A 17,498-nucleotide genomic window follows, 5' to 3' on the forward strand; every position below is an offset into this window, starting at 1 on the left:
CCAACACGCGGTTACTGGTTACTGGCCTGCATCGCTTCGACCTGCATCTGGATCTGCTTAGCAGCAGCATCCAGCGCCGCCTGCGGTGCCTGTTTACCGGTCAGGCTCAGCTCCAGCGCGGCGTTCGCTGGACCCCACACTTCACCCATCTCCGGAATGCCCGGCATCGCGGTTGCGCGGGCGGCCTGCACCGCAACGGCGCTCGCCTTCTCGTCGTTTTTGATTACCGGATCGTCAATCATCGCTTTCTGCGCCGGGATTTCGCGCGTGGCGATATAGCGCGTCTTCACGTACTGCGGCTGGTTGATAAATTCGATAAATTGCTGCGCCAGCGCTTTGTCTTTGCTCCAGGTCGAGACGACATAGCCTTTCACGCCGAGGAAGGAGCTCATCGGTTTGCCATCCGGCAGGTTTGGCAGCGGCGCGACGCCGTAGTTAATGCCGGCAGCTTCATAGGGCTGGAACGCCCACGGGCCGTTAATCACCGCCGCCGCTTTTTTCTCGGTAAACAGCGAATCGATGGCGTTAAGCCCGTTATCGCCGAGGATCCCCGACGGGAAGACACCTTCGGCATAGAAGTTTTTCAGGAAGGTAACGGCTTCCACCGCGCCGGGTTTATTGAGGCCGATATCCTGCGGGTTATAGCCGCCTTTGTCGTTTTTACCGAACAGATAACCGCCCATCGGGCCGATCGCGCCCCAGCTGTAGTAAATCTGATCGAACTTCGCCAGCAGGCCATATTTGTTCTGCGCGCGCTGTTTTTTCGAGTAGTCGAGCCACTCCGGCAGGCTTTGCAGCGGCTTGTCGATAAGATCTTTGTTGTAGATCAGCACCAGCGTCTCTACCGCTTTCGGCACGCCATACAGGGTGTTGTCGAGGCGGAAGGCGTTGATGGAGGCTGGCGTAAAGGCGTCAACCTTTTCTTTGTCCAGATTCAGGGGGGTCAGCAGCCCTTGCACAACCGCGCCGCCCAACTGATCATTGGGGATCACCAGCACATCCGGGCCGATGCCCGCCGGGCCATCGAGGCGGAGTTTCTCCAGTTGCTGGGCGTAGGGCATCTCCTGCACGTTAACTTTGACGTTATATTTCTGCTCAAAATCGCGCACCGCATCCTGGATGCCCGCCGATTTTTTGATGTCCTCCCAGACATTGAGTTGCTGTGCGGCGGCGTGCGCCTGCATGCCGACAAGCTGCCCGGCGGCAAGGGTTGTCAAAATCAGTGCGGTAAGGGTCTTCTTTTTCATTATCAACCTCATGTCAAGGTATAACAATTTCATGGTTTTTATGGCGCATCATCAGGTCACTGCTCTGGCAAACCACCTGATATTGCAGGGCTTAAGACGTATTCACTCGCCTTATCGGATTTGTTATACGCTACGCTTTAAGCGCTGATAAAACGAGAATAAACGTTGCGTTATGTGACCAATGTTACAGAAATGAAAATTGAGTATAGGGCGCTAAATCCGTGGAAGTTATAGTCAGGCCATGATTTTTCGCCGTTGAGCAGCACTGTCTCCTGATTGTTATACGTAAAACAAAACAGCTGACAAACGGCCAGTAACGGCTATTACATTCGGGGAACGTTGATGTCCAATATACGACTGAGAAATGTCACCAAGCGCTTTGGCGACACGGTGACGCTGAACAATGTCAATCTGTCGATTGATGACGGCGAGTTTGCGGTGTTTGTCGGCCCCTCCGGCTGCGGGAAATCCACCATGCTGCGCATGATTGCCGGGCTGGAAGAGGTGAGCGAAGGCGAAGTGCTGATTGGCGATGAAGTGATGAACGATGTCGCGCCCGCCCATCGCGGTGTCTCGATGGTGTTCCAGTCCTATGCGCTCTACCCCCATATGACCGTGGCGGAGAACATGGGCTACGGGCTGAAAGTGAACAAAGTGCCGAAGGAGGAGATCCGCCGCCAGGTGGAGATGGTGGCGAAGACCCTGCAACTGAGCCACCTGCTGGATCGCAAACCGAAGCAGCTCTCCGGCGGCCAGCGCCAGCGCGTCGCCATCGGCCGCGCGATTGTGCGTAACCCGCGCGTCTTTATGTTCGATGAACCTCTTTCTAACCTCGATGCGGAGCTGCGCGTTGAGATGCGCCTGCATATCGCCCGCCTGCACCAGGAGCTGAAAACCACCATGGTCTATGTTACCCATGACCAGGTGGAAGCGATGACGCTGGCGGACAAAATCGTGGTGATGAATTACGGCAACGTTGAGCAGATGGGCTCGCCGATGTCGCTCTACTACAACCCGAAAAACAAGTTTGTCGCCGGCTTTATCGGCTCGCCAAAGATGAACTTCCTCCCCGCCACGGTAAGCCAGTGGCAGCCCGGTGAAGTCACTATTACCCTTGCTCAGGGCCATCAGTTGACGCTCGGCATTACCACCTCACCGCTGGAGGTAGGCGCGGCCATTACGCTCGGCATTCGCCCAGAGCACCTCGCAACAGAGATGACGGGCGGCGTGCCCCTTGAGTTTCAGTGCGAAGTGGTAGAGCGGCTGGGCAACAACACCTATCTGTTTGGTCAATGTTATGGCCACGACAATATTAAAATCCTGCTGCCGGGCGATGTGCATTTCCGCCCCTGGCAGAAGATCGCCCTCGCCTTCGACAGCCGCCACTGCATGATCTTTGACGAGCAGGATCAGCGCGTCAGCGCCGATATCCCGGTGCCAAACCACGATATGTAACTTGCAGGCCGGAGAAGGCGGAGCCGCCATCCGGCACTGCATTTTCACTCGAGAGCGATAAGTGCTGCTCCATTTTGCGGGTTTTTCATCAAAGCTGCGTTGTCTACCCTTACCGGTAGTGATGAAAACCCAACAAAACGGAGCCTGTTATGAAAGCCATCGCCATTACCCGCGCCGCCGCTGGCGGCAGCAACCTCGATGCCCTCACCGATATCGACCTGCCCCAACCGCAAGCCAGCAGTCACGATCTGCTGGTGGAAGTGAAAGCCATCTCCGTTAACCCGGTGGATACCAAAGTGCGCGCCGGTTTTAATGCCGATACGCCGCGCGTGCTCGGCTGGGACGCCGTGGGCGTGGTGAAAGAGGTCGGCGAGTCGGTCACCCTGTTTCAGCCGGGAGATGAAGTGTGGTACGCCGGGGCATTAACCCGCCCGGGGAGCAACAGCGAATATCAGCTGGTTGATGAGCGTATTGTGGCGCGTAAACCCGCTTCCCTTGATAACGCCTCTGCCGCCGCTCTGCCCTTAACGGCCATTACCGCCTGGGAGCTGCTGTTTGACCGCCTCGGCGTAAAAGAAAATGGCAACGACGGCGATGTGCTGCTGATTGTCGGCGCTGCGGGCGGTGTCGGTTCGATTCTGACGCAGCTGGCGCGCCAGTTGACGCGCATGACGGTGATCGGCACCGCATCGCGTCCTGCCAGCCAGCAGTGGGTGAAAGATCGCGGTGCGCACCATGTGATTGACCATAGCAAGCCGCTGACCGAAGAGCTGGCGCGGATCGGCATCAAAGAGGTGACGCATGTCGCCAGCCTGACCAACACGCAGGATCACTATCAGCAGCTGATTAACGCCCTCAAACCGCAGGGCAAGCTGGCGCTGATTGACGATCCCGACAGCCTTGATGCGATGCCGCTGAAAGCGAAGAGCCTTTCGCTGCACTGGGAGTTTATGTTTACCCGCTCAATGTTCACCACCGACGATATGATTGCCCAGCATCATTTGCTGACGCGGGTTGCGGAGTTGATCGACAGCGGCGTGCTGAAAACCACGCTGGGCGAGCATGGCGGTGCGATCACTGCGGCTAACCTGCGTAAAGCGCATGCGCTGCTTGAGAGCCAACGCGCGGTGGGCAAAATCGTGCTGGAGGGGTTTGCGGGCTGATCCTGCCAGGATTACTCCCAAACGTAGCGGGCGGAGAGCGAAATTCGTTCTCCGCCCGCACTGCTTTTTCCTGGGTTTGCTTACACTTTTTACCAAAGCGTTATTTTTTGCTGGTTGCTCCGCTGTCTGTAAACGGCAATGATGTCGTGCTATTTATGCAACTACGTGAAATGTATAAGAACAACCTGGAGAGAGTATGCGTAAAACAAAAATGATGCTTCTGGGTGCACTGCTGGCGACGGCTTCGGCAACCTATGCTGAAACGCCGCCCGCGACAGCGCCTGCAGGCGGCACACAGTCGTTTGAAGTGAAAGAGTTTGTTGCCGACTTTACCAAATTCACCATTGGCGACACGGTGCCGGAGATGTACCGCAGCGACGATTACAACATTAAGCAGTGGAAGTTGCGTAACCTTCCCGCGCCGGATGCCGGTAGCCACTGGACCTACATGGGCGGCAACTACGTGTTGATCACCGATGCCGACGGCAAAATCCTCAAAGCCTACAATGGCGACATTTTCTATCATCGTTAACCGGGAGCGCCTGTGATTATCCGCCGATGGGAGGAGAGTGACAGGCCGTTTCTGCGTACCCTGTATCTGCATGCCCGTAAAGAAGCCTGGACCTGGCTGGATAGCCGCGACTGGTCGCTGGAAGATTTTGACTCTGCGACGCTTGGCGAGGTGATCTGGGTCGCGGAAGAGGACGGGCATCGGATGGGGTTCGCATCGGTCCTGGAGAACGATAACTTCCTGCATAACTTGTTTATCGACCCGGTGTTTCAGGGAAAAGGTGTCGGCAGCGCACTGCTTGAGCATGTGCAGAGCACCTTTACCAGCACCGGCGCGCTAAAGTGTTTGCTGCGCAATAAAACTGCGCTCGAGTTTTACCAGCGCCACGGCTGGCGCGTTGAGGCCAAAGGCGTCTCCCCGCAGGGGGATTATGTGCTGATGCACTATGTGTTGAAGTAGGTTTTGTATTTCGTAGGCCTGATAAGGCGAAGCCGCCATCAGGAAATCGGTGCCGGGAGATTATGCCGGATGGCGCGTAAACGCTTATCCGGCCTACGATCATGAAGCCGCTATCCGGCAATAGGATTTTCATGTGGCATTGGTGGAATGATTCCGTTCACCAGGCGCTGGGGAGTTTCATTAATCTCTTATGCGGTGAACGGGATAAGGGGAGCGGCCGTGTATGAACCGGTCACATGGGTTACAGATCTGACCGGTCACATGGGTGACACTTTTTGCTTCAGTCGGCCCGGATTATACGATGATTCCGTCTGTCGTACCGGGCCAGTATCAGTTCACCAAAACCTATTTCGTCCAGCTCTTCCCCGACCTGCTTCATCCATACCCATTCTCCTCTCAGCGCTTCTGATAAAAATATCCGTGTGCTGTTAAAGCATAAATCGCCTTTTAATGAGACACGCAGTGTCCGGGCATCATCCGGTACGGGCATTGCCTTCAGCGGGCCGGTAAAGATGCGCTCTGACGGATACCAGACCGAACGGGGTGTTTTTCCGCCCAGCGCCCTGTGGGGGCGTATCTCATTAAATTCATGACGCCATGCATCCATCCAGATCTGCTGCTCCTCAAGAGAAGTGAACTTCGCATGTCGCTTCAGCGCATCCTTCAGGGTGCGGTGCATCCGCTCATGTCTTCCGTTTTCGGTGGGTTTACCCGGCCGGATACGTTCCGGCAGGACACCACATTTAATCAGCCATACGGACATCTGGCTCAGCCCCCACAGACCGGCCCCGGCAAAGGGAGGACCGTTGTCCGTACGCAGCACCTGCGGCATCCCGCATTCCCGGAACACCCGCTCAAGGCAGGGGATAACAAACCGGCCATCAGGCGTATAGGTGGCATCGCAGGCCAGCACAATCCTGCTGCAGTTATCGGTCAGCGTGAAGGGATGGCACCAGCGGCCGCCGGCATGGGTGAACTGCCCCTTGAAATCGGCACTCCAGACATCGTTTGGCCGCACGGCAGCGTGCAGCTCATGCCGCTTCGTGGGCTTAAAGGTGAGGGGCTTACGTTTTTTAACCAGACCATGACTGCGGAACAGCTCACCAATGGTACTGGCGGCAGGAACGCCGGTGATGTTCAGGTTAAGAAGGCGCTGCCTTATCTTCTCAGGCCCCCAGAGGGGATGCTGTTGCTTCGTATCCAGCAGCAGCTTCACCATGGGTTCAGACGTTGCGTTCTGGTGATGGCGGGCCCGGGAACGGTCACTGAGGGAGGTGGCATCATCGGGTGAAAAACGGGCCAGCCACTTGTAGCCGGTCTTACGGCTGATATTAAAGCGGCGGCACACTTCGGCAACCGTGAGGTTGCCTTCAAGGCAGGCCGCAACAAACTGCAAACGTTGCATGGTAACAGTCTCAGTCCAGGGCACGGTAAACCTCCGTCAGCTGTTTACCGTACCGTTATAACCTGTTACCCATGTGCCCGGTTTAAAGTGTTACCTATGTGCCCGGTTCATACAGCCGCGCTCCCCTTATCAATCCCCGCGGCCCCGCGAGGAAATCGGTGCTGCGCACTGCGCTCGCCTCCCGCGTGCCTGACTGCGGCCGGCTCGACTCGACTTACTCGTTCCATGCTGGAACGAGTCCCTGTCTCGGTTCGCCTCTGTCCGCCATCCATGGCGTCCAGACCTTGTCATTCACGCTTCGGTTCGCCGATTTCAGCGGGGAGACAACCCCTCGCTTTCATATTGCATATAAAAGCAAAGAAGGTGTCGCTGTAAGCGCGTTTTTGTAGGCCGGATAAGGCGTAGCCGCCATCCGGCAATTGTGCCGCGGTGAGAATGCCGGATGGCACACATCCACCCGGCATCTTCAATCACACTGCGCGGAACGCGATCTCGCCGGGGATGATCTCGCCCTGCCAGTAAAGCTGGGCGGCTACGCGACCTGCGAGGTTGCGGTAGATAGCGGTGAACTCGCTGTCCGGACGGCTGATCACCGTCGGCGTACCCTTATCGAGATCTTCACGCAGCGAGATATGCAGCGGCATCTGGCCCAGCAGTTGAGTGTGATACTGCTCCGCCAGCTTCTCTGCGCCGCCGGTGCCGAAAATCGGCTCATGGTGACCACAGTTGCTGCAAACATGCATGCTCATGTTCTCCACGATGCCGAGCACCGGCACCTCCACTTTCTCGAACATGACAATGCCTTTTTTAGCATCAATCAGCGCGATATCCTGCGGCGTGGTCACGACCAGCGCGCCGGTCACCGGAATGTTTTGCGCCAGCGTCAGCTGGATATCACCGGTGCCTGGCGGCATATCGAGCACCAGATAGTCGAGATCCGGCCACATGGACTCCTGCAACATCTGCAGCAGCGCTTTGCTGGCCATCGGCCCGCGCCACACCATCGCGTTATCGTCCGTCACCAGGTAACCAATCGAGTTGGTTGCCAGGCCATGAGCGATGATCGGCGCCATGTGCGTGCCGTCTGGTGATGTCGGACGCTCATTTTCCGCACCCAGCATCATCGGAATCGACGGGCCGTAGATATCGGCATCGAGAATACCGACTTTCGCCCCTTCCGCAGCCAGCGCCAGCGCAAGGTTAACGGCAGTAGAGGACTTCCCTACCCCGCCCTTGCCGGAGCTGACGGCGATAATATTCTTCACGCCGTTAACGCCCGGCTGGTTTTTCACCCGCTTCAGGGTGGCGATATTGTGCGACAGCTTCCAGTCGATGGCGCGCGCGCCGGTCAGACGCAGCAGTTCGGCGCTGCACTGGGCTTTCAGCTCTTCGAAGGCGCTGGCCCAGACGAACGGCATCAGCAGTTCGACATGCAGGGTCTCATCCAGCCATGCAACATGGTGGACGGCTTTCAGCGCTGTCAGGTTATGTTTGAGGGTGGGGTGCTGAAAATCGGCCAGCGTCCCGGTGACAATTGCCCGTAAGGCTTCCGGGGATTTGGCCTGGGATTGCGAACTCATCCCGACTCCTTTGTAGTTGTTCTGAAAACGACATTTGTAGCGCTCAAGTTTACCCCAAAGGGAATAATTATCCATTTATGGATTAATGCCCTTATCGCTTGGCGCAGATCGATGCGGTTTGGTAATATCGGAACCCCTTTTTCTCAAGAAGATGTAATGCCAACTATGACTCAAGTCGCGAAGAAAATTCTGGTAACGTGCGCGCTGCCGTACGCCAACGGCTCCATCCACCTCGGCCATATGCTGGAGCACATCCAGGCTGATGTCTGGGTCCGTTACCAGCGAATGCGCGGCCACCAGGTCAACTTCATCTGCGCGGACGATGCCCATGGCACGCCGATTATGCTGAAAGCACAGCAACTGGGGATCACCCCGGAGCAGATGATTGGCGAAATGAGTCAGGAGCATCAGACCGATTTTGCTGGCTTCGACATCAGCTACGACAACTACCACTCAACGCACAGCGATGAGAACCGCGAGTTGGCCGAGCTTATCTACACCCGTCTGAAAGAGAACGGGTTTATCAAAAACCGCACCATCTCCCAGCTCTACGATCCGGAAAAAGGCATGTTCCTGCCGGACCGCTTTGTAAAAGGCACCTGCCCGAAATGTAAAGCGGCGGATCAGTATGGCGATAACTGCGAAGTGTGCGGCGCGACCTACAGCCCGACCGAGCTGATTGAGCCGAAGTCGGTGGTCTCCGGCGCGACGCCGGAAATGCGTGATTCCGAGCACTTCTTCTTCGACCTGCCGTCGTTTAGCGAAATGTTGCAGGCGTGGACCCGCAGCGGCGCGTTGCAGGAGCAAGTGGCGAACAAAATGCAGGAGTGGTTCGAATCCGGTCTGCAACAGTGGGATATCTCCCGTGATGCGCCCTACTTCGGCTTTGAAATTCCGGGCGCGCCGGGCAAATATTTCTACGTCTGGCTGGATGCGCCGATTGGCTACATGGGTTCGTTCAAAAACCTGTGCGACAAACGCGACGATCTCAACTTTGACGACTGGTGGAAGAAGGATTCCGACGCCGAGCTCTATCACTTTATCGGTAAAGATATCGTCTATTTCCACAGCCTCTTCTGGCCGGCAATGCTGGAAGGCAGCGGTTTCCGTAAACCAACCAACCTGTTTGTGCACGGTTATGTGACGGTTAACGGCGCGAAGATGTCCAAATCGCGCGGCACCTTTATTAAAGCCAGCACCTGGCTGAACCATTTCGATGCCGACAGCCTGCGCTACTACTACACCGCCAAGCTTTCGTCGCGCATTGATGATATTGACCTCAACCTGGAGGATTTCGTCCAGCGCGTGAACGCCGATATCGTTAACAAAGTGGTGAACCTGGCCTCGCGTAACGCGGGCTTTATCGCCAAGCGCTTCGACGGTGTGCTGGCGTCAGAGCTGGCCGATCCGGCGCTGTATAAAACCTTCACCGACGCCGCCGCCGCAATTGGCAGCGCGTGGGAGAGCCGCGAGTTTGGTAAAGCGGTGCGCGAAATCATGGCGCTGGCCGATGTGGCGAACCGCTATGTGGATGAGCAGGCTCCGTGGGTTGTCGCGAAACAGGAAGGGCGTGACGCCGATTTGCAGGCCATCTGCTCAATGGGTATCAACCTGTTCCGCGTGTTGATGACCTGGCTGAAGCCGGTTCTGCCGTCGCTGGCCGCGCGCACCGAAGCGTTCCTCAACACCACCCTGACGTGGGATGCGATTAACGAACCGCTGCTCGGCCATAAAGTGAACCCGTTTAAAGCGCTCTATAACCGCATCGAGATGAAACAGGTGGAAGCGCTGGTTGAGGCGTCGAAAGAGGAAGTCAAAGCCGCTGCTGCACCGGTAACGGGCGAGCTGGCTGACAACCCGATTCAGGAGACCATCACCTTTGACGATTTCGCCAAAGTCGATATGCGCGTGGCGCTGATTGAGAACGCCGAGTTTGTCGAAGGCTCAGATAAGCTGCTGCGCCTGACGCTCGATCTTGACGGTGAGAAGCGCAACGTCTTCTCCGGCATTCGTTCTGCCTACCCGGATCCGAGCGCGCTGATTGGCCGCCTGACGGTGATGGTTGCCAACCTCGCGCCGCGCAAAATGCGCTTTGGTATCTCCGAAGGGATGGTGATGGCAGCGGGTCCTGGCGGCAGCGATATCTTCCTGCTCAGCCCGGATAGCGGTGCAAAAGCGGGCCAACAAGTTAAATAAAAAAATAAGGCGCTGAATTCAGCGCCTTTTTCTATACTGTTATACGCAGTCTTACAAAACATTACCTCACATGGAAAATAGGGGATTATCGTGAAATTCAGCAAAATCATTGCAGCACTCTTTTCTGTCGCTTTAGTTGTTGGCCTGACCGGCTGTGGTGATAAAGAAGAGAGCAAGACTTTTACCTGGGCGACGGGCGGTACGGAAGTGACGCTGACTTACTACTACAAAGGTGACGAAGTAGAGCGTCAGACCGCGAAGAACAAAATCGAATACTCCTCTATTGGTGCGAAAACCAAAGAAGAAGCGATGAAAGTTCTGGATCCGATCAGCAAGAAATATCAGAGCGTAAAAGGTGTGAAAGAGAGCGTAGCGTATGAAGAGACCTATGCTCAGGAGACGCTGGAAGTTGACTACAACGAAGTGGACTTCGCTCAGCTGAACAGCCTGCAGGGTTCTGAATTTACCGGCACTGTTAACGGTAAAATCAGCATGAAGCAGTCAGAAGAGTTGCTGAAAGCGCGCGGCTTTAAAGAAGTAAAATAAGTTGTTTATTGCCCGGTAGCATCTTGTCTGCCGGGCTAATTAAACCGCATCACCTCGCGTGTATGCGGTTTTTTTATCGGCTAAAAAGCGTGTCAGCTCTTCGGCTTCTGCCCACGTGCCGCCAGCCCGCGCAGGAAGTAGCGCAAAAACTGGTCGCCGCATTCGCGGAAATTCTTATGCTCCGGCGAGCGCATCATCGCGGTAATTTCCGGCATTGAGACGCGGAACTGCTGCTCGGTGAGGATCGCCAGGATATCGTCGGTCTTTAACGAGAAGGCGATGCGCAGCTTCTTCAGCACGATATTGTTGTTGAGCTTGCGCTCCATGGCGAGCGGCGGCGCGCTCTCGTCTTTGCCGCGCTTCTCATAAATCAGCCCATTAAGAAACGCCGACAGCACAATATCCGGGCAGGGTTTATACCCCTCCTCATCCTCTTTACGCAGCCACGGAACCAGCTGTTCAGCCGTGACTTCAGTGTCCGCCAGCGCCAGAATGCGCACCAGCGCGGTGTTGTCGACCTGCAGGGTGTAACGCAGGCTGCGCAGGATATCGTTATTTAGCATGTCTCTTTCCGAAATGATGAACCAGCGCGCAGTGTAGGCATCGCGCAGGAATTTACAACCCCAACGCCTCTTTTAAATTTTTCAGATAGCGTCGACTCACCGGCACCGTCAGCCCGTCGCGCAGCAGCAGCTCGGCCTGGCCATTATCTTCAAGGCGGATCTCCTTAAGAAAGGCCATATTGACAAGATATTGCCGATGGCAGCGCACCAGCGGCGTGCGGCTCTCCAGCGTGCGCAGCGTCAGCTCGGTAAAGCCCTCTTTGCCTTCGTGGCTGGTTACATAGACGCCGCTCATCCGGCTGCTGACAAACGCCACCTCTTCCATCTGCAATAACCAGATGCGGCTATGCCCGGTGCAGGGAATAAACTTCAGCGGCTGTTGATTATCTGCCAGTAGCGACACATCTTGCACGCCGCGATCCTGACGTAAGCGGTTGAGGGTCTTCGCCAGCCGTTGCGTTTCAATCGGCTTGAGCAGGTAGTCGAAGGCGTGCTCCTCAAAGGCCTGCACCGCATACTCATCAAAAGCGGTGAGAAACACGACGTAGGGCCGGTTACCGGGATCGAGCATACCGACCATCTCCAGCCCGCTGATGCGCGGCATCTGGATATCAAGAAACAGCACGTCGGGGCGCAGTTTATGCACCGCGCTAATCCCTTCAATGGCGTTACCGCACTCGCCCACCACTTCGATGTCGCGCTCTTCCTGCAACAGGCTGCGTAACATCTCCCGCGCCAGCGGTTCGTCATCAACAATCAGCACTCTTAACATGCCTCTTCCTCCAGAGGGAGTCGTAAGGTAATGCGGGTAAAAAGATCCGGCTCGCAGGCGATGCTGATACCGCACTCGTCACCAAAACGGGCGCGCAGCCGCTTATCCACCAGGCTCATCCCTAAGCCACCGGCATCCTTTTTCGGCTGATAAAGCCCGGCGTTATCCTCAATATCCAGCACCAGGTGCTGCGCCTGCTGGCTGGCACGCAAAGTGATCTCGCCCACGCCCAGCAGCTGAGACGTGCCATGCTTAATCGCGTTTTCGACAATCGGTTGCAGCGTAAAGGCGGGCAAATGTAAGTGCGCCAGCGCTTCCGGCACTTCGAGCCGTACCTGCAACCGCGCCTGAAAACGCGCTTTTTCGATCTGCAGATAGGCATTTACATGCTCAATCTCATCCGCAAGGGTGACGATTTCTGCGGGGCGTTTCAAGTTCTTACGAAAAAAGGTCGAGAGATACTGGACCAGCAGCCCGGCCTCATCGCTGTCGCGGCGGATCACCGCTTTGATGGTGTTGAGCGCGTTAAACAGGAAGTGCGGGTTAACCTGCGCGTGCAGGAGTTTGATCTCCGACTGGGTCAGCAGCGCTTTTTGCCGCTCATACTGCCCGGCGAGGATCTGCGCTGAGAGTAGCTGCGCAATCCCCTCCCCCAGCGTGCGGTTGATGGAGCTAAAGAGGCGGTTTTTCGCCTCGTAAAGCTTGATAGTGCCGACCACACGCTGGTTTTCACCGCGCAGCGGGATCACCAGCGTCGAGCCGAGCTTGCACTGCGGGTGCAGCGAACAGCGATACGGCACCTCATTGCCGTCGGCGTAAACCACTTCGCCGGTCTCAATCGCCCGCTGCGTCCAGACGGATGAGATAGGCCGCCCCGGCAGATGGTGATCGTCCCCCGCGCCGGTAAAAGCTAATAGCCGTTCGCGATCGGTGATCGCCACCGCGCCGATATCCAGCTCCTGATAGAGCACCTGCGCGACCTTCATGCTGTTCTCTTCATTAAAGCCCTGGCGCAGAATCCCTTCGGTGGAGGCCGCCACTTTCAGCGCCGTGGCGGAAAACGCAGAGGTGTATTTCTCAAACATGGCGCGCTTGTCGAGCAGGATGCGCATAAACAGCGCCGCGCCAACGGTATTGGTCACCATCATCGGCGCGGCGATGCTCTGCACTAAATGCAGTGCGCTTTCGAAAGGGCGGGCAATCAGCAGGATAATTACCATCTGTAGCAGCTCCGCCACGCAGGTGACCGCACCGGCGGTAAAGGGGTTAAACACGCGGTCGGTACGCCCGCGCTTGATAAGAAAACTGTGCACCAGCCCGCCAAGCAGCCCTTCGATAAAGGTCGAGAACATGCAGCTCAACGCGGTCATGCCGCCCATTGAGTAGCGGTGCAACCCGCCGGTCAGCCCCACCAGCCCGCCGACCAGTGGGCCGCCGAGCAGGCCGCCCATCACTGCGCCAATCGCGCGGGTATTGGCGATGGAGTCTTCAATATGCAGGCCGAAATAGGTGCCGAGAATGCAGAAAATGGAGAAGGTGACATAGCAGAGCAGCTTGTGCGGCAGGCGCACGGTGACCTGGATCAGCGGAATAAAGAGGCGCGTTTTGCTCATCAGCCAGGCGATCACCAGAAACACACACATCTGCTGAAGCAGCAGCAACACCAGATTGAACTCGTACATACCCGCCACACCGCATCACATAAAGCGCGTAACATACAGCGAGTCGGCAGCGGTTTCTTCGACAGACGTTAAAAAAAGAGAAATTCGTGCTCTGAGTCACATATTGTGCCTGGGTATGCGCAGTTATTAATAAAGAGTAAACAAAACGTTACTGTTGTTGTCTTCCCCCCTAAGAAAGGTCTACAGTTATACCGGCATTCGGGAAGCAAAGGAGAGATCATGGCGCTTTACACTATTGGTGAAGTCGCTCTGTTATGCGATATCAACCCCGTCACACTGCGTGCGTGGCAACGCCGCTACGGTTTGTTAACCCCGCAACGCACGGATGGCGGCCACCGGCTCTTCAGCGAGGCGGACATCGATCGTATTCGAGAGATCCAGCACTGGGTTGAATCGGGCGTGCAGGTGAGTAAAGTTCAGGCTCTGCTGGCGAACAGCAGCGACAAGCGTCACCACGTCTGGCAGAGCCATCAGGAGCGGGCGATGCATCTGCTGCAACAGCGAGATGGTCATACCCTCCAGCAGTGGCTGAGCGAACTGATGCGCGACCACCCGGCAAAAACGCTGACACAGCAGTTGATTAACCCCTTACGCGCACGCTTGCAGGGCACGCGCCCCGCTTACCAGGCAAAGCTTAGCCTGCTGGATGGCATTCTGATTAGCCTGATTGCCGGCAACTTATCGGCGTCGCAGCAGCAGGCACATGGCCGTCCGGCGCTGGTGGTCGGCTGGGGTGTACAGGATAGCACGCGGTTGTGGATTGAAGGCTGGATCGCCAGCCAGCAGGAGTGGCAGGTCGGCATTCTTGCGCATCCCTTCACCCAGTTTCATCCGGAGATGTTCAAAGGCAAGATGCTGCTAGTGTGGTGCGGCGACTCCCCCTCCCCCGCGCAGCAGCAGCAATTGCAGGCCTGGCAGGAGACGGGGCATCAGGTGTGGCTTCTCGGCATTTAATGTTTCATTAACAACTCACAATGCCTTTATAATGCCGGCCTCACTTAAAAGGAGCCTGAGATGAAGCCTGGTAAAATTCTTGTCATCGCGATCTTTCTGCTGATGGCCATCGGCGGGATCGGCGGCGTAATGCTGGCTGGTTATTCGTTTATCGTGCGCGGCGGTGCCGGTTGAGCCGCAGCGCCAGCCGTTCAAAGCCCCGATCGACAATGATTGCCGCCAGCGCCACCAGCACTGCCCCCTGCACAATATAGGCCGTATTAAACCCGCTTAGCCCGATGATGATCGGCGTTCCCAGCGTGCTTGCCCCGACCGTAGAAGCAATGGTTGCCGTACCGATATTGATAATCACCGATGTGCGAACTCCGGCGACAATCAACGGTGCGGCCAGCGGCAGCTCCACTTTAAGCAACCGCTGCCAGTTACTCATGCCCATACCCTGCGCCACGCTCTGTACGCTCGCCGGAACCGCAGCGATGCCCGCCAGCGTCCCCTGTAAAATCGGCAGCACGCCGTAGAGCACCAGCGCAATAATAGCGGGCGCTTTGCCAAACCCCATCACCGGCACCGCAATCGCCAGCACCGCCACCGGCGGAAAGGTCTGCCCAACGGCGGCGATAGTTTCTGCCAGCGGGCGAAACTCTCCCCCACCGGGTCGCGTCACGGCAATGCCGACGCCCATGCCAATCGCCACCGCAATAACGCTCGAGAGCGCCACCAGCGAGAAGTGTGCAAGAGTCAGGGCGATAAAACTCTCCTGCAGATAGACCGGGCGCGGCAGTTGCGGAAAGAGCGCGCTAAACAGCGGCGCACTGTGGGGCAACCACATCAGCAGCGCGATAAACAGTGCCAGCAGCCAGAGCAGCGGATCACGCAATATTTTCACGGCCCGCCTCCCCGCGTAACAGATCGCGAAAATGGAGGCTGCCGCAGGTCTGCCCATTGGCATCCTGCACCGGCAACACCTCGCAGCGCTGGGCGACAAAAGCGGAGAGCGCCTCGCGCAGGCTCATCTGGGCCTGCAATGGTTCGCCGTGGCTGACCGGTTCGTCACGCAGATAGTCGCTTACCTGGCGCAGAGAGAGCAGGCGCACGCCCAGCTCGCTGCGGCCAAAAAATTCGCGCACAAAGTTATTCTGCGGCGCGGTCAGCATCTCCAGCGGCGTCCCCTGCTGCACCACATTGCCACCATCCATCAAAACCAGGTGATCGGCTAACTGCAGCGCTTCATCAATATCGTGGGTCACCAGCACAATAGTGCGCCCGAGCAGGCGGTGTATGCGCACCATCTCCTGTTGTAGAGCGCTGCGGGTGACCGGGTCGAGCGCGCCGAAGGGTTCATCCATCAACAGCACTTCCGGGTCGGCGGCCAGCGCGCGGGCAACGCCAACACGCTGCTGCTGCCCGCCGGAAAGCTGGTGCGGAAAACGATCGCGCAGCCCCGGCTCCAGCCCGAGCAGCGCCATCAGTTCATCTACCCGCGCGTCGCATTTGCTGCGCGACCACTTTTGCAGTTGCAGCACGGTGGCGATGTTCTGTGCCACCGTCCAGTGGGGGAAAAGCCCAATCGACTGAATGGCGTAGCCCATGCGGCGGCGCAGTTCGAGCACTGGCAGGCTGCGGATCTCCTCCCCGGCGAAGGTGATGGTCCCCTCGTCGTGTTCGACAAGGCGGTTAATCATCTTCAGGGTGGTCGATTTCCCCGAGCCGGAGGTGCCAATCAGTACCGAAAACGCGCCGGTTTTCATCTGCAAATTGAGCTGGTTAACCGCCCGCTGCCCGGCAAAGGTTTTGGAAACGTTGTGAAATTCAATCATGGTGTTTTACCTTCAACAGCGCGAGGGCAAGATCAAACAGGGCGTCAATCACCACCGCCAGGCCAATAACCGGGATCACCCCGAGCAGCACCAAATCCAACGCGCTGCTGAGCAGCCCCTGGAAGACCAGCGCGCCAAAGCCCCCTGCACCAATTAACGCAGCGATCACCGCCATGCCAACCGTCTGAACCGCCACCACCCGCAGGCTGCGCAGCAACAGCGGCAGCGCCAGCGGAATACGCACTTGCCAGAAGCGCTGCGCAGCGCTCATGCCCATCGCCTGCGCGCTCTCCAGCACATCGGCAGAGACCTCGTTCAGCCCGGCAACCACGCCACGCACCAGCGGTAGCAGCGCGTAGAGAATCAGCGCAATCAGCGCCGGGGTGATGCCGGTACCGGCAATGCCTATCGATGCGAGCCACGGGAAGTGCTGCGCCAGCCCGGCCAGCGGTGCAATCAGCAGGCCAAACAGCGCAACGGAGGGGATAGTCTGAATAATGTTGAGCGCGGTAAAGACCGGCCCTTGCCGCGCCGGATGGCGATAGCACCACAGCCCGAGCGCGAAACCGATGGCTAGCGCCGGGAGCAGCGTGCCGAAGAGTAAGGTTAAGTGCTGCGCCAGCGCATCATTGAACACCTCCTGGCGGTTGCGGTACTCATGCAGCAGCGAGAGGTTATCCAGCTCGCCGCTGAGCAGCAGCCAGAGCGGCAGCAGCCAAATCTGCATATGCAGCAGCCAGCGCCACACCGGGTGAGCAACAAGACGGCGAATGGCATCGCTACAGGCGAGCAGGCTGAGCGCCAGCCATAACCATAAGCCGCTGCCGGGTGAGGTGCGCGCCAGCGCGCTACCGCTCTGCGCCAGATCCGTTGCCGCGCGGCCTGCGCTCCACACCAGCAGGCAGAAGAGAAGTTCAGCCAGAACCAGTGTTGCCGCCTGTGCACTGCGCCCCGGCACAAAGCAGAGGATCAGCAGAAGCGCGGGCGCAAGCAGCCACAGGCCGCTAAAGAGTTGCCATAGCGCGCGCCCTTCGCCGGAAACCAGCCGGTTGGGCGCATAGTTGATAAACGGCAGCCACGCCGCCAGCCCTCCCAGTACAACCAGCAGCAACAGCACGCGGTTGTGGCAGCGTCTCGATCCCTCCATC

17 protein-coding genes are annotated in these 17,498 nt (G+C 57.4%); 8 read left to right on the plus strand and 9 right to left on the minus strand.

Translation table 11 applies throughout. The features are described from left to right. Positions 1-11: 11 nt before the first annotated feature. On the minus strand, positions 12-1,247 hold the full coding sequence (locus ACWPW2_RS13140) for an extracellular solute-binding protein (RefSeq protein WP_454123407.1): 1,236 nt from the start codon (positions 1,245-1,247) through the stop codon (positions 12-14). 342 nt (positions 1,248-1,589) lie between these two features. Between ACWPW2_RS13140 and ACWPW2_RS13145 the strand changes: the two genes are divergently transcribed. The 4 genes from ACWPW2_RS13145 (at position 1,590) to ACWPW2_RS13160 (ending at position 4,835) form a co-directional block, all read left to right on the plus strand. Further along, on the plus strand, positions 1,590-2,702 hold the full coding sequence (locus ACWPW2_RS13145; protein WP_094421008.1) for an ABC transporter ATP-binding protein: 1,113 nt from the start codon (positions 1,590-1,592) through the stop codon (positions 2,700-2,702). Positions 2,703-2,851: 149 nt separating this feature from the next. Next, positions 2,852-3,865 (plus strand): zinc-binding alcohol dehydrogenase family protein, encoded by a 1,014-nt coding sequence (locus tag ACWPW2_RS13150; RefSeq protein WP_454123410.1) that lies wholly within the window; start codon positions 2,852-2,854, stop codon positions 3,863-3,865. 196 nt (positions 3,866-4,061) lie between these two features. Then, a complete protein-coding gene (locus ACWPW2_RS13155) occupies positions 4,062-4,397 on the plus strand; it encodes an RcnB family protein (protein WP_034812043.1) in 336 nt (111 codons plus the stop codon). Between the two features lie 12 nt (positions 4,398-4,409). Then, complete coding sequence (locus ACWPW2_RS13160) at positions 4,410-4,835, plus strand: GNAT family N-acetyltransferase (protein ID WP_454123412.1); 426 nt, start codon at positions 4,410-4,412, stop codon at positions 4,833-4,835. 280 nt (positions 4,836-5,115) lie between these two features. Here ACWPW2_RS13160 and ACWPW2_RS13165 read toward each other — a convergent pair whose 3' ends face one another. Together ACWPW2_RS13165 and apbC are read right to left on the minus strand one after the other, a co-directional pair. Continuing rightward, on the minus strand, positions 5,116-6,264 hold the full coding sequence (locus ACWPW2_RS13165) for an integrase core domain-containing protein (protein ID WP_454121351.1): 1,149 nt from the start codon (positions 6,262-6,264) through the stop codon (positions 5,116-5,118). Positions 6,265-6,710: 446 nt separating this feature from the next. Continuing rightward, the gene (gene apbC, locus ACWPW2_RS13170; protein ID WP_023479651.1) at positions 6,711-7,820 is read right to left on the minus strand and encodes an iron-sulfur cluster carrier protein ApbC; all 1,110 of its coding nucleotides are present in this window, start codon (positions 7,818-7,820) and stop codon (positions 6,711-6,713) included. Between the two features lie 165 nt (positions 7,821-7,985). Here apbC and metG point away from each other — a divergent pair, with 165 nt between their 5' ends. Together metG and ACWPW2_RS13180 are read left to right on the plus strand one after the other, a co-directional pair. Next, the gene (metG, locus tag ACWPW2_RS13175; protein ID WP_023479910.1) at positions 7,986-10,016 is read left to right on the plus strand and encodes a methionine--tRNA ligase; all 2,031 of its coding nucleotides are present in this window, start codon (positions 7,986-7,988) and stop codon (positions 10,014-10,016) included. A gap of 90 nt (positions 10,017-10,106) precedes the next feature. Beyond that, complete coding sequence (locus ACWPW2_RS13180) at positions 10,107-10,562, plus strand: YehR family lipoprotein (RefSeq protein WP_023479721.1); 456 nt, start codon at positions 10,107-10,109, stop codon at positions 10,560-10,562. Between the two features lie 92 nt (positions 10,563-10,654). Here ACWPW2_RS13180 and ACWPW2_RS13185 read toward each other — a convergent pair whose 3' ends face one another. From ACWPW2_RS13185 to ACWPW2_RS13195, 3 genes are read right to left on the minus strand one after another with little or no spacing between them, the layout of a single operon-like run. Continuing rightward, positions 10,655-11,125, minus strand: a complete 471-nt coding sequence (locus tag ACWPW2_RS13185) for a YehS family protein (protein ID WP_023479843.1) — start codon at positions 11,123-11,125, stop codon at positions 10,655-10,657. Between the two features lie 52 nt (positions 11,126-11,177). Next, positions 11,178-11,897, minus strand: a complete 720-nt coding sequence (btsR, locus tag ACWPW2_RS13190; RefSeq protein ID WP_124967830.1) for a two-component system response regulator BtsR — start codon at positions 11,895-11,897, stop codon at positions 11,178-11,180. Then, positions 11,891-13,579, minus strand: a complete 1,689-nt coding sequence (locus ACWPW2_RS13195; protein WP_454123416.1) for a LytS/YhcK type 5TM receptor domain-containing protein — start codon at positions 13,577-13,579, stop codon at positions 11,891-11,893. Before ACWPW2_RS13195 ends, btsR begins: the two co-directional genes overlap by 7 nt. A 219-nt stretch (positions 13,580-13,798) precedes the next feature. On the opposite strand from ACWPW2_RS13195, the gene ACWPW2_RS13200 reads away from it, so the two are divergent. Continuing rightward, positions 13,799-14,533, plus strand: coding sequence for a MerR family transcriptional regulator (locus ACWPW2_RS13200; protein ID WP_139965279.1), 735 nt, complete (start codon positions 13,799-13,801; stop codon positions 14,531-14,533). A gap of 60 nt (positions 14,534-14,593) precedes the next feature. Continuing rightward, a complete protein-coding gene (locus ACWPW2_RS13205) occupies positions 14,594-14,707 on the plus strand; it encodes a protein YohO (protein WP_023479821.1) in 114 nt (37 codons plus the stop codon). On the opposite strand, the gene ACWPW2_RS13210 is transcribed toward ACWPW2_RS13205, so the two are convergent. Genes ACWPW2_RS13210 through ACWPW2_RS13220 form a run of 3 tightly spaced genes read right to left on the minus strand, consistent with a single transcriptional unit; the run spans position 14,682 to position 17,497 of the window. Further along, the gene (locus ACWPW2_RS13210) at positions 14,682-15,419 is read right to left on the minus strand and encodes an ABC transporter permease (RefSeq protein WP_023479832.1); all 738 of its coding nucleotides are present in this window, start codon (positions 15,417-15,419) and stop codon (positions 14,682-14,684) included. The genes ACWPW2_RS13205 and ACWPW2_RS13210 overlap by 26 nt on opposite strands. Then, positions 15,403-16,350 carry an ABC transporter ATP-binding protein gene (locus ACWPW2_RS13215; RefSeq protein ID WP_454123419.1) on the minus strand — a complete coding sequence of 316 codons (948 nt, stop codon included), beginning with the start codon at positions 16,348-16,350 and terminating at the stop codon, positions 15,403-15,405. The genes ACWPW2_RS13210 and ACWPW2_RS13215 overlap by 17 nt, the downstream gene beginning before the upstream one ends. After that, positions 16,343-17,497, minus strand: a complete 1,155-nt coding sequence (locus ACWPW2_RS13220) for an ABC transporter permease (protein ID WP_454123421.1) — start codon at positions 17,495-17,497, stop codon at positions 16,343-16,345. The genes ACWPW2_RS13215 and ACWPW2_RS13220 overlap by 8 nt, the downstream gene beginning before the upstream one ends. Position 17,498: the final 1 nt, after the last annotated feature.

Source organism: Kosakonia sp. Marseille-Q7440, from assembly GCF_965119485.1.